At 58.6% G+C, this 25,987-nt stretch carries 24 protein-coding genes; 12 read left to right on the top strand and 12 right to left on the bottom strand.

All coding sequences use genetic code 11. The features are described 5' to 3' along the window. Nucleotides 1-12: 12 nt before the first annotated feature. The 12 genes from CAP31_RS13195 to CAP31_RS13140 all read left to right on the top strand — a co-directional run bounded on the left by CAP31_RS13195 (nucleotide 13) and on the right by CAP31_RS13140 (nucleotide 11,965). Nucleotides 13-2,379, top strand: coding sequence for a TonB-dependent receptor (locus CAP31_RS13195; RefSeq protein ID WP_223247286.1), 2,367 nt, complete (start codon nucleotides 13-15; stop codon nucleotides 2,377-2,379). 115 nt (nucleotides 2,380-2,494) lie between these two features. Continuing rightward, nucleotides 2,495-3,148 carry a MotA/TolQ/ExbB proton channel family protein gene (locus CAP31_RS13190; RefSeq protein WP_087447964.1) on the top strand — a complete coding sequence of 218 codons (654 nt, stop codon included), beginning with the start codon at nucleotides 2,495-2,497 and terminating at the stop codon, nucleotides 3,146-3,148. Next, the gene (locus CAP31_RS13185; protein WP_087447963.1) at nucleotides 3,145-3,546 is read left to right on the top strand and encodes a biopolymer transporter ExbD; all 402 of its coding nucleotides are present in this window, start codon (nucleotides 3,145-3,147) and stop codon (nucleotides 3,544-3,546) included. Before CAP31_RS13190 ends, CAP31_RS13185 begins: the two co-directional genes overlap by 4 nt. Then, the gene (locus CAP31_RS13180) at nucleotides 3,539-4,219 is read left to right on the top strand and encodes an energy transducer TonB (RefSeq protein WP_087447962.1); all 681 of its coding nucleotides are present in this window, start codon (nucleotides 3,539-3,541) and stop codon (nucleotides 4,217-4,219) included. The genes CAP31_RS13185 and CAP31_RS13180 overlap by 8 nt, the downstream gene beginning before the upstream one ends. Nucleotides 4,220-4,267: 48 nt before the next feature. Beyond that, nucleotides 4,268-4,585, top strand: a complete 318-nt coding sequence (locus tag CAP31_RS13175; protein WP_087447961.1) for a hypothetical protein — start codon at nucleotides 4,268-4,270, stop codon at nucleotides 4,583-4,585. Nucleotides 4,586-4,663: 78 nt separating this feature from the next. Beyond that, the gene (locus CAP31_RS13170) at nucleotides 4,664-6,037 is read left to right on the top strand and encodes a hypothetical protein (RefSeq protein ID WP_087447960.1); all 1,374 of its coding nucleotides are present in this window, start codon (nucleotides 4,664-4,666) and stop codon (nucleotides 6,035-6,037) included. 10 nt (nucleotides 6,038-6,047) lie between these two features. Beyond that, nucleotides 6,048-6,950 carry a metal ABC transporter solute-binding protein, Zn/Mn family gene (locus CAP31_RS13165; RefSeq protein ID WP_087447959.1) on the top strand — a complete coding sequence of 301 codons (903 nt, stop codon included), beginning with the start codon at nucleotides 6,048-6,050 and terminating at the stop codon, nucleotides 6,948-6,950. Next, complete coding sequence (locus CAP31_RS13160; RefSeq protein WP_087447958.1) at nucleotides 6,947-7,702, top strand: metal ABC transporter permease; 756 nt, start codon at nucleotides 6,947-6,949, stop codon at nucleotides 7,700-7,702. The genes CAP31_RS13165 and CAP31_RS13160 overlap by 4 nt, the downstream gene beginning before the upstream one ends. Nucleotides 7,703-7,780: 78 nt before the next feature. Continuing rightward, nucleotides 7,781-8,968, top strand: coding sequence for an STAS domain-containing protein (locus tag CAP31_RS13155; RefSeq protein WP_087447957.1), 1,188 nt, complete (start codon nucleotides 7,781-7,783; stop codon nucleotides 8,966-8,968). Nucleotides 8,969-9,092: 124 nt separating this feature from the next. Then, nucleotides 9,093-9,629: an ATP-dependent protease subunit HslV gene (gene hslV, locus CAP31_RS13150; RefSeq protein ID WP_087447956.1), complete on the top strand. Its 537-nt coding sequence runs from the start codon at nucleotides 9,093-9,095 to the stop codon at nucleotides 9,627-9,629. 2 nt (nucleotides 9,630-9,631) lie between these two features. Next, the gene (gene hslU / locus CAP31_RS13145) at nucleotides 9,632-10,975 is read left to right on the top strand and encodes an ATP-dependent protease ATPase subunit HslU (RefSeq protein WP_087447955.1); all 1,344 of its coding nucleotides are present in this window, start codon (nucleotides 9,632-9,634) and stop codon (nucleotides 10,973-10,975) included. A gap of 111 nt (nucleotides 10,976-11,086) precedes the next feature. Continuing rightward, nucleotides 11,087-11,965, top strand: coding sequence for an EpsD family peptidyl-prolyl cis-trans isomerase (locus CAP31_RS13140; RefSeq protein ID WP_087447954.1), 879 nt, complete (start codon nucleotides 11,087-11,089; stop codon nucleotides 11,963-11,965). Nucleotides 11,966-12,000: 35 nt separating this feature from the next. Here the strand turns inward: CAP31_RS13140 and CAP31_RS13135 are convergent, their stop codons facing one another. The 12 genes from CAP31_RS13135 to CAP31_RS13080 form a co-directional block, all read right to left on the bottom strand. Then, nucleotides 12,001-12,657: a phosphatase PAP2 family protein gene (locus tag CAP31_RS13135; RefSeq protein ID WP_087447953.1), complete on the bottom strand. Its 657-nt coding sequence runs from the start codon at nucleotides 12,655-12,657 to the stop codon at nucleotides 12,001-12,003. Nucleotides 12,658-12,680: 23 nt separating this feature from the next. Beyond that, nucleotides 12,681-13,256: a serine O-acetyltransferase gene (locus tag CAP31_RS13130; protein ID WP_223247285.1), complete on the bottom strand. Its 576-nt coding sequence runs from the start codon at nucleotides 13,254-13,256 to the stop codon at nucleotides 12,681-12,683. 132 nt (nucleotides 13,257-13,388) lie between these two features. Then, nucleotides 13,389-16,334 (bottom strand): DUF4838 domain-containing protein, encoded by a 2,946-nt coding sequence (locus CAP31_RS13125; RefSeq protein WP_087447951.1) that lies wholly within the window; start codon nucleotides 16,332-16,334, stop codon nucleotides 13,389-13,391. Between the two features lie 3 nt (nucleotides 16,335-16,337). Beyond that, a complete protein-coding gene (locus CAP31_RS13120) occupies nucleotides 16,338-17,162 on the bottom strand; it encodes a glycosyltransferase family 2 protein (protein WP_087447950.1) in 825 nt (274 codons plus the stop codon). A gap of 17 nt (nucleotides 17,163-17,179) precedes the next feature. Beyond that, nucleotides 17,180-18,211: a glycosyltransferase family 1 protein gene (locus CAP31_RS13115; protein WP_087447949.1), complete on the bottom strand. Its 1,032-nt coding sequence runs from the start codon at nucleotides 18,209-18,211 to the stop codon at nucleotides 17,180-17,182. A gap of 5 nt (nucleotides 18,212-18,216) precedes the next feature. Then, a complete protein-coding gene (locus tag CAP31_RS13110; RefSeq protein WP_087447948.1) occupies nucleotides 18,217-19,053 on the bottom strand; it encodes a glycosyltransferase family 2 protein in 837 nt (278 codons plus the stop codon). A gap of 94 nt (nucleotides 19,054-19,147) precedes the next feature. Beyond that, nucleotides 19,148-20,227, bottom strand: a complete 1,080-nt coding sequence (locus CAP31_RS13105; protein ID WP_087447947.1) for an acyltransferase — start codon at nucleotides 20,225-20,227, stop codon at nucleotides 19,148-19,150. A gap of 8 nt (nucleotides 20,228-20,235) precedes the next feature. After that, the gene (locus CAP31_RS13100; protein WP_157662757.1) at nucleotides 20,236-21,363 is read right to left on the bottom strand and encodes a hypothetical protein; all 1,128 of its coding nucleotides are present in this window, start codon (nucleotides 21,361-21,363) and stop codon (nucleotides 20,236-20,238) included. A gap of 37 nt (nucleotides 21,364-21,400) precedes the next feature. Then, complete coding sequence (locus CAP31_RS13095; protein ID WP_087447945.1) at nucleotides 21,401-22,423, bottom strand: glycosyltransferase family 4 protein; 1,023 nt, start codon at nucleotides 22,421-22,423, stop codon at nucleotides 21,401-21,403. Next, nucleotides 22,420-23,616: a glycosyltransferase gene (locus CAP31_RS13090; RefSeq protein ID WP_087447944.1), complete on the bottom strand. Its 1,197-nt coding sequence runs from the start codon at nucleotides 23,614-23,616 to the stop codon at nucleotides 22,420-22,422. The genes CAP31_RS13095 and CAP31_RS13090 overlap by 4 nt, the downstream gene beginning before the upstream one ends. A gap of 51 nt (nucleotides 23,617-23,667) precedes the next feature. Further along, nucleotides 23,668-24,813, bottom strand: coding sequence for an acyltransferase (locus CAP31_RS13085; protein ID WP_157662756.1), 1,146 nt, complete (start codon nucleotides 24,811-24,813; stop codon nucleotides 23,668-23,670). Next, nucleotides 24,810-25,925, bottom strand: a complete 1,116-nt coding sequence (locus tag CAP31_RS13080) for a polysaccharide pyruvyl transferase family protein (protein WP_157662755.1) — start codon at nucleotides 25,923-25,925, stop codon at nucleotides 24,810-24,812. The genes CAP31_RS13085 and CAP31_RS13080 overlap by 4 nt, the downstream gene beginning before the upstream one ends. Between the last annotated feature and the right edge of the window lie 62 nt (nucleotides 25,926-25,987).

Here is a 25,987-nt window from a genome sequence, read left to right as displayed (position 1 = left end):
CAAGGCTATCTCATGAAACGCACTCTGATTGTGTCCGGCATCTGTATGATGCTGGGCGCTGCCGCACACGCGGCGGATTTATCGCAGCCGCTACGCAATGAAATCCAGCAACCCGGTCACATAAGCGGGCAGGTCAGCGATACGCTGGGCCATTCCGTGGCCGCCGCTTCGGTCAAACTGCAAGCGCCCGACGGCAAAACGCTGAGGGTGACGCAAACTGACAGCCAGGGCAGGTTCAGTTTCAACCGGGTGGCGGCAGGCACTTATGCCGTAGCGGTGGACAAGCCTGATTTCCAGACCGGCACCGATATCGTTACATTGACGGCAACGGCGGGCAAGACCAGCAAGATCACGCTGGCCAGCACGAAAGCGCTGGAAGTGAAAGTGTCTGCGTACAAGCGGGGACATGCCCGTAACGGCATTGCGATAAATACCGGCAGCAGCAATTATCATATCGGCGCTAGCGACATTGTCGCATTGCCGCAAGGCGCCAGCACGCCGCTTAATCAGGTATTGCTGCAGGCCCCGGGCGTGGCGCAGGATTCCTATGGACAGTTGCACATACGCGGCGACCACGGCAACGTGCAGTACCGCATCAACGACATCCTCATCCCCGAGTCCATCACCGGTTTCGGCCAGATGCTGGATACGCGCTTTGCCGACAGCATCAATCTGCTTACCGGTGCGCTGCCGGCGCAATACGGCTATCGCACTGCGGGTGTGGTCGATATCCATACCAAGAACGGCGCATTCGCCAATGGCGGGCGCATAGGCGTGACCGTGGGCAGCAACGCCACACGCGAGCTGTCGGGCGAAGCGAGCGGACACAAGGGCAATTTCACCTATTATCTGAATGCCTCGGTATTGAGAAACGACCTTGGCATAGAAAATCCGACCGCATCGAGCAGCGCCATTCACGACACCACGCATCAAAACAAGGAATTCGGCTATTTTTCCTATCTGCTCAACGCCAGCTCGCGGTTAAGCCTGATACTGGGTAATGCGGACAGCCGATTCCAGATTCCCAACGTGCCGAACCAGACGCCGAGTTACACCTTGACCGGCGTCAGCAGCTACCCTTCGCAGAATCTGGATGAGCGCCAGCATGAAACCACGCGTTACGGCATACTTGCGTTGCAAGGCACGCTGGGCGACGAGTTCGACTACCAGCTGGCTGCGTTCAGCCGCTATTCCAAAGTGCTGTTCGAGCCGGACAACACCGGCGACCTGATGTATACAGGCGTTGCCTCGCACGTGCTGCGCAGCAGCCAGGCCAATGGCCTGCAGGCTGACGGCAGCTATCATCTGAATCTGCGGCATACGCTGCGCAGCGGCGTATTCTTCAGTCAGGAACACCTCGATAACAACAGCGACATACTGACGTTTCCCGCCGACAGCTCGGGTAACCAGACCAGCAGCACGCCGGTCGGCTTCACCGATATCAACAGCAAGATTGCCGATCTCTACGGCGTTTACGCGCAGGATGAGTGGAAGCTCGGCCACAAGCTGACCGTCAATTACGGTATGCGCTTCGATCAGGTGGACGCCTACGTTACCGGCAATCAGTGGAGTCCGCGCATCGGCGCAGTGTATCAGGCTACCTCGCAAACCACGCTGCATGCCGGTTATGCACGCTATTTCACGCCGCCGCCGAACGAGCTGATCAGCGACCAGACCATCGCGCTGTCGCAGGGGACGACCGCAGCGCCGCCGGGTACGCAGAATGATCCGGTGAAGCCGGAGTCCGCCGATTATTACGATGTCGGCATCAGCCACAAGCTGACCCCTTTCTTTACGCTGGGCCTGGACGGGTATTACAAAGAGGTCAGCAATCTGCTCGACGAAGGCCAGTTCGGTTCGGCCTTGCTGTATACCCCGTTCAATTACCGCGAAGGCAGGGTTTACGGCGCAGAGCTGACCGCGAATTACCGCAAGGATAATCTGTCCGCGTATCTCAGCCTCGCCCGTTCGACTGCGCTGGGCAGGGGTATCATTTCTTCCCAGTACAATTTTGATTCCGCCGAACTGAGCTACATCGCCAGTCACTGGGTAAATCTCGATCACGATCAGTCCATCACCGCATCGGCAGGCAGCGCCTATCGCTGGCGCGGCACGACCTACAGCGCCGACGCGATCTACGGCAGCGGCTTGCGTAGCGGCTTCGCCAACACCGGGCATCTGCCGGGCTATGTCCAGGTCAACATCGCTGCAGCACATACCTATCACGTCGCGCAGCTGGGCAAGGTGCAGGCGCGCGTGAGCATCCTCAACCTGTTCGACAAGAGCTACGAAATCCGCGATGGCAGCGGCATCGGCGTAGGCGCACCGCAATACGGTCCGCGGCGAGGATTCTATGTCAGTCTCGACAAATTCTTCTGATTGAGTAAAAGCGGCTATTTGTCCACGAAACACATCGTGATTCTGGCGCTTTTCCGATCAGCGGTTTTCCCATGATTAACCGGAGCGGCTTTGCTGCTCCATACAGGAGATACACATGCAGGATTTACACGAAAGCTGGATCGCCCTCAAACTCGGCGGTGTCATGATATTGCCGCTGTCGGTGCTCGCCGTTCTGGCGCTGGCCATCATGCTGGAAAAAGCCATGCTGTACTGGCGCTATGCGCGGCTTTCCGGCGAGCTGCTGACGCTGGTCGAAACTTACGGGTTCGAGTGGAAGGAGCTGGAGCACAAGCTGGCGGCACTTAACCGCTATCATTATTTCTACCGCTTCTTCAGCGTGATCCTGAGCAACCGCGAGCGCCCGGCGTGGTGGACGGAATCGCGTGCCGCCGACGAGGCGCAGACCATAGAGACCAGTCTGTCGCGCCGGTTGTGGGTACTGGAAACCATCGTCACCGCCGCGCCACTGCTCGGGCTGATGGGCACCATCGGCGGCATGATGCATGCGTTTCAGCTTATCGGCGGCGCCGGGCTGGTGAACCCTACCGGCGTCACCGGCGGCGTGGCGCAGGCGCTGATCGCCACGGCGGTGGGCTTGCTGATCGCGCTGATTTCGCTGTTCGGGTTCAATTATTTCTCGCGCTTGCAGGCGCAAACCATGGATGAAATGGAGCGCCTTGGCACGCGCCTGATCGATCATATCCGCCTCGACCAGCAGGAGCAGGGTGGGGCAGGGGTGCGGCCATGAAGCTGCGTAAAGCCAGAGTGCAGCGCAAGGGGCGCATCGAAATCATTCCGATGATAGACGTGATGTTCTTTCTGCTGGCGACATTCATGCTGGCGTCGCTGTCCATGCAGAACCTCAATTCGCTCAAGGTCAACCTGCCGCAGGGCAAGGCCGCAAGCATGAGCACCGATACGCCTGCGACGCTGGCCGTGACGGCTGACGGCAAGACCTTCATTAACCGCGTGCCAGTCACGTTGACGACGCTGGCTGCAGTGTTGCAGCCGCTGTTGCACGGCGGGGAGCAGGACGTCGTGGTGTCCGCCGACAGCAAGGCGCCGCAAGGCGTGGTCGTCCAGGCCATGCTGCAGGCGCGTGCAGCGGGCGCACAGCATTTTCTGATCGCCGTTGCTCATGAATAGCGCCGCCGCTTTCGATCCGGCCGGGCGCACTGCCCGTCCGTGGTGGCCGCTGCCGACGGCATTGCTGCTGTGGGCGCTGCTGCTATGGGGGTTCGGCCTGTTCTTTGCCGCGCCGGATAAGGCGCCTGCTGTTCCGCCCTCCGCGATAGACGCACGCATTATCGAATTGCCGCCGCCTCCGGCACCGCCGAAACTGCAGCCACAACCGGCAGCCAAGGCGCCGAAAATGGCAAGACCGGCCCCGGTGAAAGCTGCGCCAAAGCCTGCGCCTGCGCCCACGCCGCCGAAAGTGGCATTGCCTGCACCGCCGGTAACGCCGCCGGTGCATGCGGATCCTGCGCCGGCGCCTCCTCCGCCCCTACCCGAACCGCAGCCAGACGCCGATAATGTTCAGAATGGCACCCAGCAAATGGGCGCTCGCGCCCTGTATCAGCCCAAACCGGTCATACCGGAGGAGCTGCGCGGTGAGACCATCCATGTGGTGGTGACGGCGCGTCTGCATATCGGCACGGACGGTAATGTGACGGCTGAGCTGGTCAATCCTGCGCCCGATCCGCGCGTGAATCAGCTGGTGCTGAATACCCTGAAAGCCTGGCGCTTCTTCCCGGCAATCCAGGCCGGCAAACCGGTAGCGTCCGTGCAGGATGTGAAGGTGGCGATAGACGTGGACTAGCGGTTCTGCCGGCTGTTCGTGTAACCGAATACTGGTTATACTGACAGCATGCTTACGCACCGCCACCTTTCCCGACTTGCCCTGATCTTCGCCATCCTGCTGGTATGGACGCAGCAGCTGGTTGCGGCGCACGGTGTCGTCCATCCCTGGCATGACGGCGGCTCGCAGAAACAGTCGCCTGCACCGCATTCGCAGTTATGCGATCTCTGCGTCATTAGCGCACTGGATAATGTGCCGACTGCTGCACCTGAGCGCAGTCTGGCGACCGACGCGACACATGTGCTGGTTGCTCACTCGGCATCCAGCCAGCGTGCAGCCGCAACTTCCTGCCCTTACCATTCCCGCGCTCCGCCTGTCCTTGCCTGATCTGCCGGGTTGACGCCCATGGATTGTTGCATCACTGCGCGCGATGTGCAGTGCCATATCGAACAGGGAAGGGAAATCATGAAACGCACACTGATTGCGTCCGGCATTTTGATGATGCTGAGCACGTCCGCGCATGCAGCGGACGATCTGCAAACCATACGCAGCGAAATCGAACAAATGAAAACCAGCTACGAAGCGCGCATCCAGGCACTGGAAGCGCGTCTGGCCAAAGCCGAAGCCGCGGCCAGACAGGCCGACAACAAAGCCGAGCAAGCCAGTCAGGCCGCGGCTGTTGCCGCGCAGCCCGCGCCGAGCCGGGAGAACGCATTCAATCCGGCGATTTCGCTGATATTGGCGGGGACGGCAAGCCACAGTTCGCTGTCCCCGTCCACCTATAGCATCGGCGGCTTTGTGCCTTCCGGCGGCGAAGTCGCGCCCAACCCGCGCGGCTTTTCGCTGGGTGAATCCGAGCTGGCCATCAGCGCGAATGCCGATCCTGATTTTCGCGGCAATTTTGTGCTGGCAATGGCACCGGACAACACCGTCGGCATCGAGAATGCCTTTATCCAGACGCTGGGGCTGGGGCACGGCCTGACGGCCAGCGCGGGCAGGTTCTATTCCGGCATCGGCTATCTGAACAGCATCCATGCGCATGCGTGGGATTTCACCGATGCACCGCTGGTATACAAGTCCTTCCTCGGCAATCAGTATGCGGATGACGGTGTGCAGATGACCTGGCTGGCGCCGACCGAAAGCCTGCTGGTCGAGCTGGGGGCCGAGATCGGCAGCGGCCGCAGCTTCCCTGCGACCACGCGGGACAAGAACGGCAGCATAGCCGGGGCCTTGTACGTGCATGTCGGCGGCGACTACGATGAATCCAATAGCTGGCGCGCCGGCGTGTCGTATCTGGGGGCGGGGCCGCAGAACCGCAGCTATGCCGATGAGCTCAACGGCGTGCCGACCAGCAACAGTTTTTCCGGCAAGAGCCAGACCTGGATAGGTGATTTCGTGTGGAAATGGGCACCCAACGGCAATGCCACGGTGCGCAATTTCAAGCTCCAGGGCGAATACATGCGGCGTAATGAAACCGGCGACCTGAGCTGTAGCGGTGGCGCGTGTACCAACGTCCCGGGCGCTTACCAGTCCACCCAGTCCGGCTGGTACCTGCAAGGCGTGTATCAATTCATGCCGCACTGGCGCGCGGGTTTGCGCCATGACCGGCTGGACAGCGGCAGCACGGATTTCGGCGCAGGGCTTAATCCGGCCGATTTCCCGATACTGGCGGCCTATAATCCGAGCCGCAACACAGTGATGTTCGATTACAGTCCGAGCGAGTTTTCCCGTTTCAGGATGCAATATGCCCGCGACGAATCGCGTTCGACGGCAGCGGATAACCAGTTCGCTCTCCAGTACATCATGAGTCTAGGCGCGCACGGCGCACACACTTTCTAAGGAAACCGCCATGAAAATGAAATTATTGTTTGCGTTGCTGGCTGCTGTCGTCACCCTGCCTGCGCATGCCGCATTGAACGTGCTGGCATGCGAGCCGGAATGGGGCGCGCTCGCGCAGGAGCTGGGCGGCGACAAGGTCAAGGTCGCCAATGCCACCACCGCATTGCAGGATCCGCATCGTATCGAGGCGCGGCCGTCGCTGATCGCACGGGCGCGGAATGCCGAATTGCTGGTGTGTACCGGCGCCGAGCTGGAAATCGGCTGGCTGCCCATCCTGCTGCGTGAATCGGGTAACCCGTTGATCCAGCCGGGGCAGCCGGGCAATTTCGAAGCGACGCGCTACGTGCCGCTGCTGGAAAAACCGCAACGGCTGGACAGGTCGGAAGGCGATATTCATGCCGCAGGCAACCCGCATATCCAGACCGATCCGCGCAATATCGGGCTGGTGGCCGATGCATTGAGCAAGACCCTGGCCGCCGTCGATGCCGCCAATGCCGCTTATTATCAGGCGCGTCATGCCGAGTTCAAGACCCGCTGGAGTGCAGCCATCAGCCGCTGGGAAGCGCAGGCGGCGCCGCTGAAAGGCGCTGCTGTCGTCGTGCAGCACCAGGCTTATCCGTATCTGGAGAACTGGCTGGGCCTGAAGCAGATAGCGGCGCTGGAGCCCAAGCCTGGGGTAGAGCCGAGTGTGGCTTCATTGACCGCAGTGCTGACCAAACTGAAGATCACGCCTGCGAAAATGGTGATCCGTTCCGCGTACAACGACAGCCGCGCGTCGGAGTGGCTGGCACAGCGTGCTGGCATTCCGGCGGTCGAGTTGCCTTTTACCGTGGGCGGCACACCCGGGGCGACGAATCTGTACGGCTTGTTTGACGACACCGTTAACCGCTTGCTGAAGGCTGTCAAACCATGAGTTTGACCGTGCTGGATATGTCCATTCTCGGGCCCGCCATGCTCGCCGGTCTGCTGGTGCTCGCGACCCATGTGCCACTCGGGCGCGAAGTGCTGGCGCGCGGCATCGTGTTTATTGATCTGGCCATCGCGCAGATCGCCGGCCTGGGCGTGATCGCCGCCGATTCGTTCGGCTGGGAACCGCAGGGCTGGGGCGTGCAGGCTGCCGCGCTGAGCGCTGCGGCTATCGGCGCCATCGGGCTGACCTGGACCGAGAAGCGCTGGCCGGAGAGTCAGGAAGCGCTCATCGGCGTGCTGTTCGTGCTTGCCGCTTGCGCCGGGCTGATACTGATGGCGGGTAATCCGCACGGCGCAGAGCATCTCAAGGATCTGCTGGTCGGACAGATATTGTGGGTAAGCACCGCGCAGTTGCAAGTCACTGCGGGCGTCACGGCGGGACTTTTGCTGGCGCGGCACTGGCTGGGCGGCAGGCTGGGGCGAGTGGGGTTCTATCTGATTTTCGCCTGTGCGATCACTTTGTCGGTGCAGCTGGTGGGCGTGTATCTGGTATTCGCCAGCCTGATCATTCCTGCGCTCGCCGTACGCAGCATGACCGGCAGGACGACGCTGGCGATTGCCTACGGCATCGGTGCAGGCGGCTACGCGCTGGGGCTGGCCGCATCTGCCTGGTATGACATACCCTCAGGCGCAGTGATCGTATGGGCCATCGCGCTGATGGCATTGCTAAGCCGGTTTGTTGTGCCGAAACAATGAATTCATTGCTGTTTCCCGGGTATCGGGCAATAATAGCAACCTGACAATAGCAGACGTTTTTATTTAGGGTTACTCGAATTGGATTTCTCTTCTTTTTTTTCACGCAAGGATAAGAAAAAGCCTGAATTCGTGCCGTTAGGCGAGGCTGTCAAGCCCAAGACCAAGGAGCAGGTAATAGCGGCTATCCATGAGGCGCCGCTGACCGAACAGCGGTTTGAGAATCCCCCGGCTACAGAAGATATCGTTGTCACCGAAATCGAATCCAGCTTTGCTCCGGGCATCGAGGATGCGGCCATGCTGTACGCCAATGGCCGCACCGAGGAAGCCATCAATGTAGTCAAGATGTTTATCCAGCAGTCGCCTGATGAAGATAGCCTGTGGCTGATGCTGTTCGATTTGTACTGGGTGAGTCGGCAGCAACAGGAATTCGAGCAGCTGGCGATGGAATACGCGGTAAAGCGCGAAAAATCGCCGCCGGTATGGGTAAGTGGCGCAGTATGCAAAGTGCCCGGCAATACCGGTTCAAGCGGCAAAGTGCAGGTTCCTGACGGGCAGCTGTTCAGCCTGAAAGGGCGGCTCGACCAGCACATGGCCGACCGTATCCAGCTATTGCTGGAAGCCGCCAGCAAAGGCGGCATTCAGCTGGATCTGTCGGGCATTACCGAAGTGACCCCGGAAGGCTGTACGCTGCTGCAAGCGGCTCTGGTGAAGCTGCAGAAACAGCAATCCAGATTGCAGATCGCCAGCGGAGCGCTGGTCGGATTGTTGCAACAATACGTCGCGAACGTCAAAGATAGCGCGCCGGAGCAATGGCTATTGTTGATGCAGCTGTACCAGTTGCAAGGCAAGCAAGCCGAATTCGAGGATCTGGCTATCGCGTTTGCGGTGCATTTCGAATTGTCCCCGCCGTCCTGGGAAGCGCCAAAACAAGTGGCGCAGGTCGTCGCGGAAGCCATTGAGGCGCCGCCGGTTTCTCATGCCGAATCCGATGTATTCAAGATGTCCGGTACGATCACCAGTGCGAGCACTGCCGTGTTTGACGAGTTCAAACATTTTGCTGCGAGCCATCCTGCGACCGAACTGGATATGTTCGATGTGGACAGGATCGAGTTCGCCAGCGTCGGTTTGTTCATGGATGCGCTGATGGCGTTGATCCCCTCTGGCAGGCAAGTGACGATCACCGGTGCCAATATGATGGTGTCCGTGCTGCTCACCGTCATGGGCGTGGATCAGATGGCGAAGATCGTATCGCGCAAGCTGGGATAGCAGGCAGCCTTCATCTTTCTTCAATACCCGGGGCGTCAGGCCCCTTTGTTTTGCCTGCCGCACTCTTGATATCCTGAGCTCCGCCCACATCTGCAAGACACTCATTTTTTTGATGGAAGACATTATGGAGCAATATCGCGGCACCACCATCCTCTCCGTGCGGCGCGGCAATCAGGTCGCATTGGGCGGCGATGGCCAGGTGACCCTGGGCAATATCGTCATCAAAAGCACCGCGCGCAAGATTCGTCGCATGTATCAGGACCAGATTCTGGCCGGCTTTGCCGGCGGCACTGCCGATGCGTTTACCCTGTTTGAACGTTTCGAAGCCAAGCTGGACAAACATCAGGGTAATCTGATGCGTTCCGCGGTCGAGCTTGCCAAGGACTGGCGTACCGACCGCATGCTGCGCCGTCTCGAAGCCATGCTGATCGTCGCTGACCGCGATCATTCTCTGGTGATTACCGGCAATGGCGACGTGCTGGAACCGGAATACGGCATTGCTGCGATAGGCAGTGGCGGCGCTTATGCGCAGTCAGCCGCCCGTGGCCTGGTGGAAAACACCGAGCTGTCGCCGCGCGATATCGTCGCCAAGTCATTGACCATCGCCGGTGACATTTGCATTTACACCAATCAAAATCACATGATAGAGGTGCTCGAATAATTATGACCCAAATGACTCCCCAGGAAATCGTCCACGAACTCGACAAACACATCATCGGCCAGCATGCCGCCAAACGCGCGGTGGCGATCGCCCTGCGCAACCGCTGGCGGCGCGCACAGGTCGCGGAACCGCTGCGTCACGAAATCACCCCGAAAAACATTCTGATGATAGGCCCGACCGGTGTCGGCAAGACCGAGATCGCGCGGCGTCTGGCGCGTATCGCGCATGCTCCGTTTATCAAGATCGAGGCGACCAAGTTCACCGAAGTCGGCTATGTCGGGCGCGATGTGGATTCCATTATCCGCGATCTCATCGAGATCGCCATCAAGGACCTGCGCGAGCAGGATATGGCCAAGGTGCAGATGCGCGCCGAAGATGCTGCCGAAGAGCGCATCCTCGACGCGCTGCTGCCGCCGGCACGCGACGTCGCGCATTCGCTGGGTGTCGAGCCGGCAGCACAGACCGAGGATTCCGCTACGCGGCAGAAATTCCGCAAGATGCTGCGCGAAGGACAATTAAACGACAAGGAGATCGAAATCGAAGTCGCCGGCGTGCAGGCCACTGCGCAGATCTTCGCTCCGCCCGGCATGGAAGATCTGACCAGCCAGATTCAGGACATGTTCCAGAATATGGGCAAGCATCCGCGGAAAACCCGCAAGCTTAAGATCGGTGAAGCCATGAAACTGCTGACCGAAGAAGAAGCCGCGCAAATGGTAAACGAGGAAGACATCAAACAGCGTGCGCTGACCAGTGTGGAACAGAACGGCATCGTGTTCCTCGATGAGATCGACAAGATCACCAGCCGCAACGAAGCCAGCGGCGGCGAAGTGTCGCGTCAGGGCGTGCAGCGCGATCTGCTGCCATTGGTGGAAGGCACGACCGTGACTACCAAATACGGCATGGTCAAGACCGACCATATCCTGTTTATTGCCAGCGGCGCGTTCCATCTCGCTAAACCGTCTGACCTGATTCCTGAACTTCAAGGCCGTTTCCCGATCAGAGTAGAGTTGACTTCGCTTTCGGTAGCGGATTTTGAAGCGATACTGACCGCAACGGATGCGTGCCTAACCCGCCAGTATCAGGCTTTGCTGGCGACGGAAGGCGTGCAGCTGGAGTTCGCAGCCGATGGCATCCACCGTCTGGCTGAGATCGCCTATCAGGTGAACGAAACCACGGAAAACATTGGTGCGCGTCGTCTGCATACGGTAATGGAGCGCTTGCTGGAAGAAGTGTCCTTCGAGACCGGCAAGCACCAGACGGCACCTATCTGCATTGACGCCGGATTTGTCGATTCGCGGTTGAAGAATATCGCCGTCAGCGAAGATTTGGCACGCTATGTGCTGTAATAACCGGGGGTAGGCTCATGCATTGAGGCCTGCCTGATTGGTGCAATGAATAGCGCATGATTTGTCGTTTTCGATCGGCCACGTCATGCGTCTTTTTGTGAAGGGGAGGCCATGCAGTGCAATGATGAGCGGTTGCCTATCGTATCGGCCCGATTGCGGACGATGCCGTCTTTCCAGTCTCTGGTAACGGTTTTATTGAGCGCAGCGCTGCTTGCGGGCTGCGGACACAGCGATGCTGAAGGCAGTAAAAGCCAGGTCGCGGCCAGGATCGACGGCAAGGAAATTACCATACACGAGGTCAATCAGTATTTAAGTCGCATGGAACATGTGCAGGGCCCGCCGGAACAGATCAGGCGGCGCGCTACCGATGCGGTGATCGACCAGAATTTGTTGCTGCAGGCAGCCAAACGGGCCAAAATCGATCGCGATCCCGATGTGCTGCAATCGCTGCTTGCGAGCAACAAGGATATCCTCATCGACGCCTATCTGGCGCGGCAGATTACCCAGCCATCGCCTCCGACCGCGGCCGCCATCCTTGCCTATTATCAGGCGCATCCGGCGCTATTTGCCGAACGCAAGCTGTATCAGCTCGACCAGCTGGATATCCAGGCCAACCAGGAACAGCAGAAGAACCTGCTTGCCGCATTACGCGACAGCGCGACTGTTGAAGATTTTATCAAATGGTTGAAAACCCAACGCATTCCCTTCGATGACATCCCGACCGTAAAAGCGCCTGAAGACATGAGTGCGCAAGAGCGTGCCGCGTTTTTGACTGTCAAAGTCGGCGAGGCCACGATCATGAATCAGAACCCGGATGGCATCGGCATCACCGTATTGACTGCAACTCAGCCTCAGCCGCTCAGTCTCGACAACGCCAGGATAAAAATCAGCCGGATATTGACGGCAGAAGCGCGGCAAAAGGAAATCGCGATGTTGATCCAGACCTATCGCCGCCAGGCGAAGATAGAATACGTGAGCCGGAAAGACTGAGCGCGCTTCACGCCGCTTGATATTTTCCCGGCAAGCTAAGGGTCCAGCTCGTCATTGTTATTGGCAGGGCGCCAGCCGGCAGGGGCCAGCTTCCAGGTGACGCGGATATAGGGCCGGTCGTGGCCGGAAAGGCTCAGTGCGGCACTGGTGATCCAGCGCTGGGTAGGCGTCGGTTCCGCGTATGGGGTGGCGAGCAATGCCAGCAGACTGAGCGCGATAAACCAGGGATGCAGCTCGACCTTGCGGGAACTGTTGAGAATCCAGATGAAACCGAGGCTGACTAACACGCCCAATACCCAGCCGGATACCGCTTCCGAAGGTGAGTGAGCGTGCACTTGCAGACGCGAAATCGCGATGATCATGCCGAATACCAGCCCGAACATGACCCCGGTGATGCGCATGTAACGCGGCGTCTTTTGCAGTACCAGATACAGCAGCACGGGTGCGACGGAGGTCGCGCGCATGACGTGGCCGCTAAAGCCGGTAAAGTCGAGCGAGCGTATTCCTATCCCCCAGCCGATGAAAGCGATCTTGGTCGCGACAACCACGGTCATGCCGCCGATAAACAGCAGACACCACCAGAAAACCAGTCGCCATGCGCGCCCCAGTATCAGCCACATGGTGATGGCTGCTGCTGCCGGAGCCATCACGCTAAAGCTGCCCAGGCTGGTAATGCTAGTCCATGAAATCATAAAAATTGAATGTGAGTTATTAGTCAAAGACTCTCGTCAACCCGCCTGCCATCGCGCTTCACTATGTGAGCGGGCACACCAACTACCGTAACGTTCGCCGGCACATTTTTGACTACGACCGCATTGGCACCAACTTTCGAGTTATCCCCGATGGTTACGTCGCCGATCACTTTGGCACCGGCATTGATAGTTACATTATCCCCTATTGTGGGACATTCGTTTACATGCGCGTAGCCGATGGTGACCTGCTGGTTTATCCAGCAGTTTTCGCCTATGCGCTTTGCAGCGATAATGGTGGCGAATCCATGCTGGATGAAAAGCCCGGGGCCAATCGACTCGGCAACGATGAACAGCGTGGACATCGGCCGGCAAAGCGGAGCGAACAGCTTGCCCTTCCACCCGGTCCGGAAATAGAACAGATTCCGGAATTCAGGATAGACAGTCATGATGTCGATAAAAGCATGGATCGTTTTGAGCGTATTGCCCTCATTGGGCGAAATCGGCATCCAGCGCGCGAGATCCGCCTTGATATAGCCGTTTTTATCGAATGCCAGGAACAGTATCAAGTGCGGCATCAGCCTGATGCTGCTCAGTGTCATTTTGACGGACTTCAGAAGCGTTTTCATCCGGTTTACAGGTTCCATTGTGACATGAAAGTGTGTAACAGGTATCAATTTGCCTATGCAAATCCACGCCGCCGGCAGCCACGACAGCGCTTGCGCAGGCGCATCTCAAGGTTGGGTAGATAGCGCTGTTCCCGCTCGCACGGCTATCAACCGATCGACATAGACGTATTTCACGAAAGGCTGGCTGGCCGGCTGAATGTAAATGCTTTTTTCGTGATTCGTGCTAAAGCTGAACGGGCCGCCCGGCACCTTGACCAGATGATAATGCCCGTCGTTGAGCGTGCCGACCTGAGCCGCATTGAACAGGCTCATCGGCGGTGCGCTGCCCACATGGACCGCGACAGCCTGATCATGCCCGCTTTCCGCGTCTATCCGCACATCGGCATACAGATCCCATTGTCCGCTGGTGGGCAATTTGTCCAGCTTCATCTGGGTGGCCCACACTGATGAATGGCCGTTCATGCGGATGGCGGCGCCGTCGGAAGCGACGTCGTCCTGCACGATGCTGGCCGTATCATAGCGGTTGAAACTCAGGTCCTGATAGACGTGCCAGTCCTGAGCAGGGAGCTTGCCGACCATCGCGGGAGGTGTTGCAGGATGACGTTCGATGGTCAGCATTTGCATCAGCTCTTTCGCATTGCCGCCTTGCCGGTATTGCAGCAGCTTGATGTCCTTGATGCCCTGCTGGAAACGCGCCAGCCGGGTATCGAAATTCACCTTCCATGCCACGCCGCGGCGTGCGGCTTCGCTGGCATACTCCATGCGCCGCGCCAGAATGACATAATCCACCGGCATGCGCGCGGCCTTGACATGCGCGAGCATGACCGGGTCGGCAGATACCGCAGCTTCAGCCTGATCGAACAGACGGTCTGCCGCCATCACGAAATCCAGGTTGTACATGGCCAGATCGACCTGGGTCTTTTCGCCGAGGACGTCGCCGCTCTTGGCGATCGCCGCACGCATCAGCTGGATATAGCGCAATATTTCCGGTCCGGCAGCGCCGAAATAATCGTGGGTGAATTCCGCTACCAGCGCATCCGCATTCTCATGGGGATTCCATAACAGGCGCGCCATCATCCATACCCGCAAGCTGGCGAACTCGGCATTTGGAGTCTCCCAGCTGCCTTCGGCGAAATAGCCCTGGACATGCGGCAATGTCGCCAGCCACTGGATGCTGTGCGCTATCGGGTAAATATTCGGCGTCGGCTGATAATAGCCGCTGAAATTGGTGATGTGGTCCCATATCTGCACATGCTGCGCAATGGCATTCCAGCCGGCGATGTCCTTGCCGAGCTGCATATTGCGTCCCTGATTCAGGGCTGTGCTGTAATCCACCTGTATGGTCATCGGGAATACCAGCACATAATCCGGGACGGTCATGCCTGTCGGCGGAGTGAAGCTCCAGTGATAGGCATTGAAGGCCAGACGCGCGCCCGGCAGCACCTTGCGCACCCGATTGGCGACATCGATCACCATATCCAGCCGCGGTGCGGAAGCCACGCCGCCATGCTGGCTGGCAAACGCCTTGCTGGCCGGGTCCATATCCCATCCCCAATCCTGATCGTGGATGTCGAACCATATCTGGCGGTAATCCGGCAGCGCCTTCAGGCGCTGGATGATCGCGTCCGCCATGGCTTTGCGCATGTCCGGATTCATCATCGCCAGCTGCCCGCCCGCATACCAGTCTGGATGCTGCTTGGCGTAAACTTTGGGTGGCAGCAATTCAAAGAAGGTGGCAGTGCCGCCTTTGGCCAGCCAGCTGTGATCCCAGCTGTCGATCGCCGGAGGGGAGGGCAGGAAAGAGGGGCCCATCGCTTCGCCATTGAGCAGGTTATGTGCAGCGTAGGCCTTGTTCTGGCCTTCGAAGCTGAGGATCTGGCGGTAGCCGAAGCGCGGAACCTGCTGCGTATTGAGACGCGCCAGGCGGATGGTTCCTGTGTTCGGCACGACGGTAAAATCCGGGCTCAGCCATTTGACGCTCAGCTGCCTGTCGAGGAACCAGTTGACGCCGTACATGGTGCCGCGCGGCGTTGCCCCCGCGATCACCACGTGCTGCCCCACCGTGCGGATCACGAAGCCATCGCTACCCAGCTTGCCGTAAGGTATATCCGGGCACAGGCGCTGCGTAAGCTGGTTATCGCGGCCGATGATTAGCAGCGGTCCGGCCTGGGTGTTGGCATCATCGGACAAGGGCTGAAAATTGCCGCCGCTGATCCGGTGCAGGTAATCCGCCAGCTCGGCGGCTGCACTCAGCGTGATGCTGTCGGCTCGCGGCCCGACATGGATATGGTAGCGTGCGACGCCATTCTGCGCCAGGATCAGGGATGCCGGTGCCGCGCCGCCGCCCAGTTTCAGCGCTCCCATCAGGGCAGCCTTGCCATCGGCAGGCGCCGCTGCCGGCTGCAAAAGCTGCTTGGCCAGTTCGGCGCTGTGCAGGGTGGCGGCGGTGGTGGCAGGGTCACTGGTCGGCGTCACAGTCACGTCATCGTAATAGGCCGTGCCGGCGGTTTTGTCCTGTTTGCGCAGGTACAGCAACATCTGATCGGCGCCGGGAGGTGCCTCGACTACAACCGAAAATTTCCGCCAGCCGTGGTTGCCGCCGGTGACGAACAGGGCAGGCTCGTTGCTGGCGGGCAGTTTGACGCGGAGCGGGCCGCGCCAGCCTGAACCGACACCCGTACCGCGATAACTCAGTTGCACAAAGATAGAGCCGTCCGGCGCGTTGTCGCTGCGGATCTGCATGCTGATCCGGTAATGTTTGCCGTCTTCGACCGGGCGTTTGTCCTGTGCGGCATAGCCGCCTGTCAATTGCAAGGCGGCCTGTCCCTGTGCGGTGTTGCCATTCACTACTTCGCCCGCACCCCACCACGGTGTTTTGCCGGATTCGAACCCGCCGTTGAGAATGATCGGCGCATCCGATGCGCCGATGGGCTGTGGCATCGTGTCGGCCCATACCGTTGCATTGGCACTCCAGCCTATCAGCAGTCCGGTTAGCAGTCGCGCCGCGATACGGCGCGCCGTGTGCAGACAATAATTAAATGACGTACGCATGATTTATCTCCATAAACCTTCCACGCCCGGCTGACGTACCAGCGGGACATGGAATTTCTTGCGGAAAAGCAGCAGGCTGCGCATGTGCAATCGGCCCGCCCAGCTCAACGGCCCGGCAGCGCTGGAACGCTGATGGTCGTGCACCAGCCGCGCGCCGGGTACGCACATGACACGCGCACCACTCTGCCAGACGCGGGCGCACAGATCGACGTCTTCCATGTACAGAAAATACGCTTCGTCCATGCCGTGCAATTGCAGAAACAAATCCCTGCGTATCAGAAACCCCGTGCCCATCACCCATTCGGCATCGAACGGCTCGCCGCTGGCCCATGCCGAGCGCATCATATGGCGGTCGATGCGGGGTTTGATCGGCCAGTAGCGCCCGACGGGCAGGCGCCGCCCGAGCACATCGAGCAGCGAATAGAAACGCCGCGCAGAATACTGGCGTTCGCCATCGGGGTAAACCAGATCCAGGCCGACCAGCCCGACCTCCGGCTGGTTATCCAGCACTGCCAGCGCCTTGGCCAGACTGCCGTCTTCGAAATAGGTATCCGGATTCAGCACCAGCAGGTAGTCGCGTTCGCATTGCGCCGCGCCGATATTCACGCCTGCGCCATAGCCGCGGTTGTTGGCAGCCTGAACAAGCTTGACCCCGGAAAGCGCTGCGCTCAGCCGCGCGAACGAATCATCCGGCGAAGCGTTGTCCACCACCACGATATCTTCCGCTGCGGCCACGTCATGCGCCAATATCGATGCGACGCATTTCAGCGTCAGATCGGGGGTGCGGTAGTTGACGATGACGGCATTTACGCGATTTGTTTGAGGCATGGTTTTCTCCTGTTCTCTTATCCGTGCCGATAGACATCATCGACGATACTCCATACGCTATGGGCAGATTGATCCCAGCTAAACCGCACCACTTGCTGCTGCCCTTTGCCTATCAGATCGGCTCGCAACGCCTCGTTTTGTGTCAGCGTATCAAGCCCGCCGGCAATCGCTTCAATCGAGTAAGGGTCGATGATCAGCGCTGCATCTGCCGCCACTTCCGGCATTGCCGAGACGCTGGAAGTCAGTACAGGAACGCCGGAAGCCATCGCCTCGACCAGCGGCAAGCCGAAGCCTTCGTACAGCGAGACGAACGCCACCAGTATCGCGCCTTTATAGATTCTGGGCAGGTCGGCATCGGCGACGCGTCCGAGAAAATGCAGCTGTGGCGCAATCCCCAGCGATTCGGCCTGTGCCAGCAGTGCGGGGTCAGGCTGCCCGGTCATCACCAGGTGGATATCCTCACGCGGCAGCGATGACTGCGCGTAAGCCGCGACCAGCCGCGCCAGATTCTTGTAGCTGCGGTGATTGCCGGGATAGAGCACGTAGCGGTAAGGCAGGTCGTAGGTCTGCTGGTTTTCGGCGTAGATGCTGCTGACGCCGTTGTAGACCACATGCACTTTGGCGGATGGCATGCCGGACCAGGCGAGGAATTCGCGCCGGGTGTAGTCGGATACGCAGACGATGGCGCCGCAACGGCGGTACAGGGGGCGCAAAAGCAGATTGTAGTAAGCCTTGTGCAGGCGTGAATAGAAATGCAGATGGGTCAGATCGTGCACGGTCACGACGGCAGGTAGATGGTGTGTCGCCGGCGGCACAAAACCGGCGCTCCAGAATACCCCATCGCCGGTTTTCTGCTGTTGCAGTGCCCGGGAAATCGCCCAGGGCGACAGCGGGCTGCCGATGCTGCCTTGCACTTCTGCATCGACGATCGTGATATGGCCGGGGGCGCGCGCCAGTAACTCGGTCTGTACATTGCCGATCCCGGTCTTCAACGGCCAGCGCAGGTCGGAAAATACACGGTAGGCGGTTGGCTGTGCGGTCATGTGCATGGGTCTCAATCTTTCCAGCCGAGGAAACGCTGGGAAGCAGCGATCCAGTAATAGCGCGCGCGTTTGAAATTCAGTTTCGCCAGCGACAACGCGCAACCTGCCGCCGATCGTGCGATCAGATACAGCACAAAGGACGCCGGATAAGCATTGAGCCCGAGTACCCGGCCAAAGCCGCGGTTATAGAGTCTGGCGCGAGAAAATGCCTTTTCATCCATCACCAGTAAAGGTTCGGGATGAAAGATGCGCAGCGCCGGGTCGTAGCATACGCGCATGCCGGCTTTAAGCACGCCCAGCAGGTAATTGACTTCCTCGCCTGCGCCCCAGCGCGAACCCGACCCGACGCCCAGTCGTTCATCGAACGGACCCGCCTGACGTACTGCTTCGGCACGCAAAAAGATCGTATACGATGTCGCGCAGGTCCATACGTTATAGCGATCCACTACCAGCTCTTCGGTCGCCCAGCGCCCTTGCGAGGGTACGCCGCTCTCCGCGACGCTGCATCCGGTCAGGCCGAACAATGCCGGCTCTGTAGCAAATCGCCCGGCGACGTATTGCAGCGTGTCCGGACGATACCAGCAGTCGTCGTCCGGGAAGCACACCAGCTCGCCGCGGATATGCTGCAGGCCGACATTGCGTGCCCGCGACAGGCCTTTTTCCGAACGCAGGTAGACGATCTCCATGCGGTCGCTGAAGCTGTCCACCAGACGCCGCACGCGGTCGTCCTCGTTCTGGTCGATCACTATCAGCTCAAAATCCTTGTACGTCTGCTCGGCCAGCGTATTGAACAGGCGCTCGACTTCGGTACTTCTGCCCAGGGTGGCCATTACCAGCGAAAACTTCATTGAACTGCTCCTTTTAACTTCCTGTCTGTCGCCCGGCGGGGAGATATCCTGTCCGCCAGCCTGTGATCCTGAGTACATCTGCTTGCAATCTCCGTCATCCCCGTGTTGCTGCCACGTAATGAGACGATTTGCGCAGAAAAGGTTTTTCCACGAAATGCCAGAGCAGGAACGCCGCTGTCAATACCAGCACGGTGGCCAACATCAGCGTCGCCCAGGGCGACTCTCGGAACAGGCCGTATGCGATCAGAGTCTGCAATATCGGAAAATGAACGATGTAAATGCCGTAGGACAGGTCGCCGTATTTGGCGAATTTGCCGAGGAAAGGAATGACGCATGCGAAGCTGACAACCAGCACTCCGAGCGCCAGCGGCTCGACGGCCAGCCAGGGCAAGCTTGTCTGTAGGGCAAATGCGCCGATAGCCAGCGGAATCAGCCATATGGCATGCCTGCTCAGATGTTGAAGATAGTAATATCCCGCCGCACCGGCGATGAAGAAGGTGAGCTGGCCGGGCAGCTGTTGCAGCAATACATGATAAAACCTGGCCCCGGTCTGGTTTGCCAGCGCCTGCATCAGCAGCGAATACATCACTGAGCCGAGATAAAACGCTATCAGCATCGGCAAGCGCCCGAAGCTGCGGAAAGCCATCACCGCCAGCGGTACGAACAGGTAGAACATGACTTCGATTTTCAAGGTCCACAGTGCGCCATTTACCGCATCCAGCGGATTCTGCTGGAAAAGCCCGGGCAGGGTGGGGTGCAGGAAATTAAGGAAGAGCAGATTGGCAGCGAGGTATTTCAGGACCGACAACGAAAAATACGCATGCAGCGGATAGACGCTGAAATAGGCGCCCAAAACGGTCGCCAGCACGATGATGAAAAAATAGGCGGGATAGATGCGCCTTATCCTTTTTTCGAAATACCCCCGCAGGCTGCGCGAATTTTCGTAGCTCATGAAGATCAGGAATCCGCTGACGATGAAAAAGGATTTCACCGCGATATCGGCAGAAAGGATGTTGAGCGGCTGCAGTGCGACGGCTCTGGACAAGACGAAGGCATGATATAGAAAAACCACAAATGCCAGCATGAAGCGCAGCAGCTCGAAATTATTCTGCCTCACTCTGAGGTCGGGCAATGCAGCTGCCGTTTTTCCAGGTGTATTAATTATGTCAGGCATGGGATAGCTCAAACCGGTTGCCCCGCTGCAGATGTTACGGTTGCTTTTGAAGTAACGGGCGCGCTTTGCCGCATGCCGAACGCCACCAGCAGCCCCAGGAACAGATACACCATCTCCGACTGATGCAGTGGGTTCAGCAGTGACCAGGCGGCGATGGGCGCCAGCAAGGCGACGGAGCGCACGCCGATGCCGGCAAAAAACACGCACCAGAAGATCAGCCCAGGGATGCCTGCGATCAGCATCAGATCCAGCGGTGAGGAGAATACCGAATTGGTGCCGAGCCCCAGGCCCTTGATGGTGAACCACAGATTGGAGAAGTAGGCCTCGACGAATCCGAACCCGTAGCCGAGCAAGTTATCGGACAGCAGCTTCATGGTCTGTGAAAATGCCAGGCCGCGCTCATCCTGCAGACGCACCTGCAATAACTGCCCCGTCAGCTCATGACCGAAGCGCCACACGTAAAGCGCCGTGCCGATGGCGATGAGCACGGTTTTCAACCCCCAGCGGCGCGGCATGTGCAGCAGTACCACTATGCCCACCGGAATCAGGATGGTTTTGGATTGCGACAGCAATGCGACCACGACGCCCAGCAGCATGTAATGCAATACGTCCCGTGCATGTCGCGGCGATTGCAGGAACAGCAGATAAGACGCCAGGAAAAAATAGATCGCCAGCCAGTTGCGTTCCTTGAAGGTGCCGTACAGCGCGTCCTGCATGAAATCCACCTGGTGAAACAGGATCGGTACCTGAAGGTGCTGCACCAGGTATTCGAAGCCCAGCAATGCCCATAAAAGCAGGTAGCCATAGGGCAGTTTCCGTTGCAGATAGTGGCTGCCGAGTGCGCGCCCGACGAGGAAAAACGCCGGATAAAGGAAGCCGAATTTGATCAGCTGTTCGGCGGCTTTGATATGCGGATATCCGGAAAGAAATGTCGCTACCAGCGCGAAGCTGATGAACATCGCAAATACCAGCACCTCGACGAGGCTCGTCCGCAGCTGTTCGCGATAGACCAGCCAGGCCAGTGCAAACAGCGCCCATATCTGCGCCGACTGGATGATGCTGACCTGGATGAACTGCAACGGGATGAGCAGCAAACCCATGAGAAGCAAGCGGTCGACAGTTTTATCCGAAATCACGATGTTCCTTTGTTAGAGACAAATCCGGTTGGACAGCTCATTCGAGACAATATCCGATGACCCGGTCACGGATGTTGCCCCAGGAGTAGTTGGCTTCAAGATAATTCGCCAGCTCGGTCGCTTCCCGGTTGCGCGCGGCATCGTCCAGCTGCAAACGCGCCTCGACCATCGCGCACAAATCATCGATCGAGTTGAACACATATTCATCGCCGGGCAGATATTCGAGTACGCCGTGGACGTTATTACAAATCACCGGCACGCCGAATGACAGGCCTTCCAGCAGCGCGTTGTTTGCTGTCGCGAAAGTCAGCGGCAACAGCAGGAAGAACGAATTGCGGATGACTTCTTCGTATTCGCTGGTGCTCAAGCGTCCGTGACAAATGACATTGGGATAATGCCGCACCTCGCCCAGCTTGTCGTACTTCATGCCGACGAGGTTCAGGGTTATCTGCGGGTATCTTTCGCGGAACACGGCGATGATCCTGCCCAGCAGTTCATAATCGCGATAGGTGTCGCCCACCACGGTAACGTGCGTGCCGGCGTCAGAGTCGCGGCATGCCGATCTGCGCTGTTTGTCGCACCATGCGCCGTGCGGGATGCATGTCACCTTGCCGGGAAAATGCTGTTCGAATATTCTGGCCTGCTGTGATGTCAATACGATGAATTTGCTCACAAAGCGCAAATTGAAGCGTTTCAGTTTCAGGAACAGCGAATCGTTCCGTTCGAACCAGTAGTCTTCTCCCAGATGCAGGACATAAATCACCTTCTTGCCCATCAGCCGCAGCAGCGGTGCCGAGAAATAACTGGTCTGTTCGGGGTAGAACAGCAGGACAGCCGGATATCGCCAGGATTTGAGCACCGTCCACAGGTCGGTCAGCGCGAAATTGATGCGCTGTTTCAGTGATCCGATCTTGCTGCCGCCGCCCCACAGTTTTTCGCCGTCGACATAATCTGCCGGCGAAGCCACGACATGGTGATAGCCGGAGCTTTCATCGTGGTGCTCCCAGCGAAAACCCGAGTAGAGGACCATTCCCCGCTTGTTGCCGGTCATGGTCGTCATGCGCCTGAGACCTTTCGAAGGGTTGGGGAGGGGGCACGCAAGATCCCGGTCAGATTCTTGAGTTGTGCGGCGTTCCACAGGCGGGCCGCGGCGAGCGCTTCGCGCGCCAGCGTCTTGCGTAATGCGTTGTCGCGCAGCACGCTGACGACTTTAGCCGCCATGGCTTGCGCATCATCGTCCGCCACCGCCAGAAATGCCTTGCCGCGCAGATTTTCCAGCCCGCGACTGCCGGATTCGGTGGCGACCAGAGGCACGCCTAATGCCAGGCATTCCATGGTCTTGATGTTGAGTCCGGTGCCCATGCGTACCGGGTTGATCGCCAGGGCGCCCCGTGCATAGGTTTGCGCCACCGAATCCACCCGGCCCAGCTTGTGCACGCCGGGGGCGTCGTGTGCGTGCTGGCATACATCGCCCGCCAGCCATACTTCAAAATCCGGCATTTCGGCGCGAATCAGCGGCAATGCGCCGTGAATGAAGGCATTTGCGGCATCGACATTGATGCTGTTACCGGAAGCGACAAAGACCGCTCTTGGTGCGTCGCTCAATTGCACGGACTGCGACATGTCGAGCAGATGACCTACCGTGGTGACCTGTTTGCCCGGCGGCAATGCTGCTGCGAACAGCTGCGCTTCGTTGTCCTGTATCGCCACCACGATATCGGCGCGTGCCAGGCCTTTGCTTTCATCCGCGGGCGTAGTGGAGAACCATTCCGGTTGCTTGCCTGCTTCAAGAAAATGCAGGTGGCGGTTGGCAAAGCGGTCATGGGTGTCGATGACTTTCACTACCCCGGGAGGGAAGGCTTCCAGCGCTTTCGACATGAATACGTATTCGACGAAAACCGCTTCGAAATCGTGTTGTGCCTGCAATGTGATCAGTTGCGGTGTCAGTCCCGGATCGTACCAGTCGTCCACGCCCCACACATAGGCAGATGCCTTGCGCATGCGGCGTAATGCCCTGCGCCGCAAGCGGGCGGTCACGCTGCTGACGGACTTTGGCATGCGGTATTCGAATTCGGTAAAGCCGCCATTAAAATGCTGCATCATTGTCTCGCGGTCGCCGTCTTCCAGTGCGGCCCAGGCGAAATGCACGATGTGCCCAGCCGCGATCAGGCTGTCAGCCAGGGTGAGGATACGCGCCCGATTGCCCGCGATAGGCGGGTGGGTAGGAACGGGAGAGAAAATTAAAATACGCATCGATTTATGCTCTTAATGAAAATCGGTAATCAGGGGCAGCCAGAAGCGGTTTCATGGCGTCGTCGTCACTGGCAATTCCGCTCTTTCGAGCTTGCGTTTGCGTACGAGCTGGCGCCCGTACTCTATGGCCGGGATTTCGAAGTAATGCGACAGCAGCATGGAAAATACCAACGCCAGCACAAGGCTGCTGACTATTAGTTCGGGGATGAAATAAAAACGTTCGCGTACGCCGATGACTTCGATGAGCAGCCATGCGCTCAGGAAAATCGCCACCATGTGGCTGCAGTAGAAGCCGTACGAAATCTTTCCCAGCCATAATGCGATGCGGTTGGCCAGCACGCGGTGGGACAGGTTATGGGCAAGGCTGCCTGAAGGACTGGTTATCGCCCACAAGGAAAGGCCGAACAGGGCCACCGAGATCACCATCGATCCCTGCAGGGTCGCGACCATGGCGACAATGAATGCGATCGTTACCCACAGGTTAAGCCGGGAAGGATTTTTCCCTGTTGTGGGCTGATACGCTTCCGCGATCATGCCGCCGACCGCGAACAGCCACAGATAGGTCAGCAGGAATGACGACTGCACGAATTTGTGCGACACCAGGATCAGCGCGAACAAGGCGAGCGCTTTGGCCACATAGCTTGATTTGATCCGTGTCAGCCCCCAGAACAGCAATGGCGCCACTAGATAGTATTGCCATTCGAGCGTCAGGCTCCATGCCTGCCCCATAAAGGCATAGGACGTGGAAGGCAGCATGCGTTCAGGGATCAGCCCGTGAAGCAGGAAGAAATGGGCAAACAAATGCGGCACCAGATATTCCTTGCTGTTTTGCAGATACAGGATGCGATCCATCAGGCGCGGCTCGCTCCAGGGGATCTCATGTAAAACCTCGATGGACAGATTCAGAGTCAGCACGCTGGCGACCAGACACACCCAGTAAACCGGGAATAACCGCAGCGCCCGGCGGATATAGAAGTCACCGGCATTGTGCTCTTTCTGTAAATTGAGCGTGATGACGAATCCGCTGAGTACGATGAATACCCCGACTGCGAATTCACCATTGGCAAAAAACATTCCCAGTGTGTCGTGTTTCTCTATCTGCAGGGTCGCCATGGTGGTGACATGGGTGACGAACACCCATAATGCCATGTAGCCGCGCAAGCCATCCAGGGCTCCGATTTTTCTGGACTCACTCATGAGGCCGCTCCTTCGAGGTTCGATGAATTGCATCTTGCAAGTAAGGTAGATGCATTTTGCTGCTGCAGAGTTCGGAAACGGTTACATTCTGAAACAATTGAGTCGCGCACTGCCGTTTCCGCTTGCACCAGCCATTCGAAACGCTCGATCAATCCTGCCGACGATATCTCTTCGGTAGGCAGTGCCAGCCCGGGCTGGTGGATGGACTCGAGAAAATCGAGGCATTTCGGCTGATAGCTCAGCGAGAGATTGGGTACGCCCTGCGCGCAGGCGAGGATGGTCGCATGCAGCCGCTGCCCGACGACATAGTCGAATCCGGCCAATTGCTGCATGGTCTCGTTCACCGAGGCGCTGAAAGGCAACAATTCGAATCCGGCTGATGCCACCTCGGCTTTCAGTGCCTGCCCGATTTCAGCGTCGAGGCCGTGCAGCGCAAAGTACTGCACCTTGTATCCCTGGCGCAATGCATGACGGATCAGTGTGAGTGTGGAATCGAAAACGCTGTCGCCGCCGCCTGACACCGGATCATGGCTGCCCAGGTTAATGCCCAGAGTACGTGTGTCCGGGTGTGCGTTTTTTGGTGCCGGCCGGATCGAGAGGGCCGGATCGCCGATCACCTCCACCCCGTCTATGCCGTTTTCAGCCAGCCAGGCGGCCGAGCGGGGGCCGCGCACGCCGATATAACGAGCGTCGCGCAGCACATCCAGCCAGCGCCCGGGATTGCCTCGGTCTGCATGTTCGGGATGCCTGGACCAATAACCCAGATCGGCGACGCCGGTGCCCCATACGGCATAGCGTTCACCGCGCGCCCGCGCTCTTTCCAGCACATGCAGGTACGGATCGACGTTGATCAGAGTGCCGCCGCCTAATATGGTCAGGCGCTCACTGGCCAGTCCGGACAAATAGCTCAATGCTGAAAAGTCATCGTGCGGCAGCATCAGCGTGTCTTTGAATAACTCGTCGCGGAACGACAGATACAGTGCTTCGTCGCCTATGTTCTGGTGACCAAGCCAGCCGATGTAAGTAAGCAATGGCTTCTTGCGTAAAATCGCGGCACGGTAATCCGCCGTCCTGCGCAGATAGCCATAACGATTCAGCCTATCCCATTTCACTCTAAGTCCGAGCCCAAGCCCCATGTAGCGATCTTCCTTTCAATTACTCGCGCAAAATGCAT

The organism is Sulfuriferula sp. AH1 (assembly GCF_002162035.1).
Taxonomy (GTDB): Bacteria; Pseudomonadota; Gammaproteobacteria; order Burkholderiales; family Sulfuriferulaceae; genus Sulfuriferula.
This window is presented reverse-complemented; position numbering and strand designations above follow the sequence as displayed.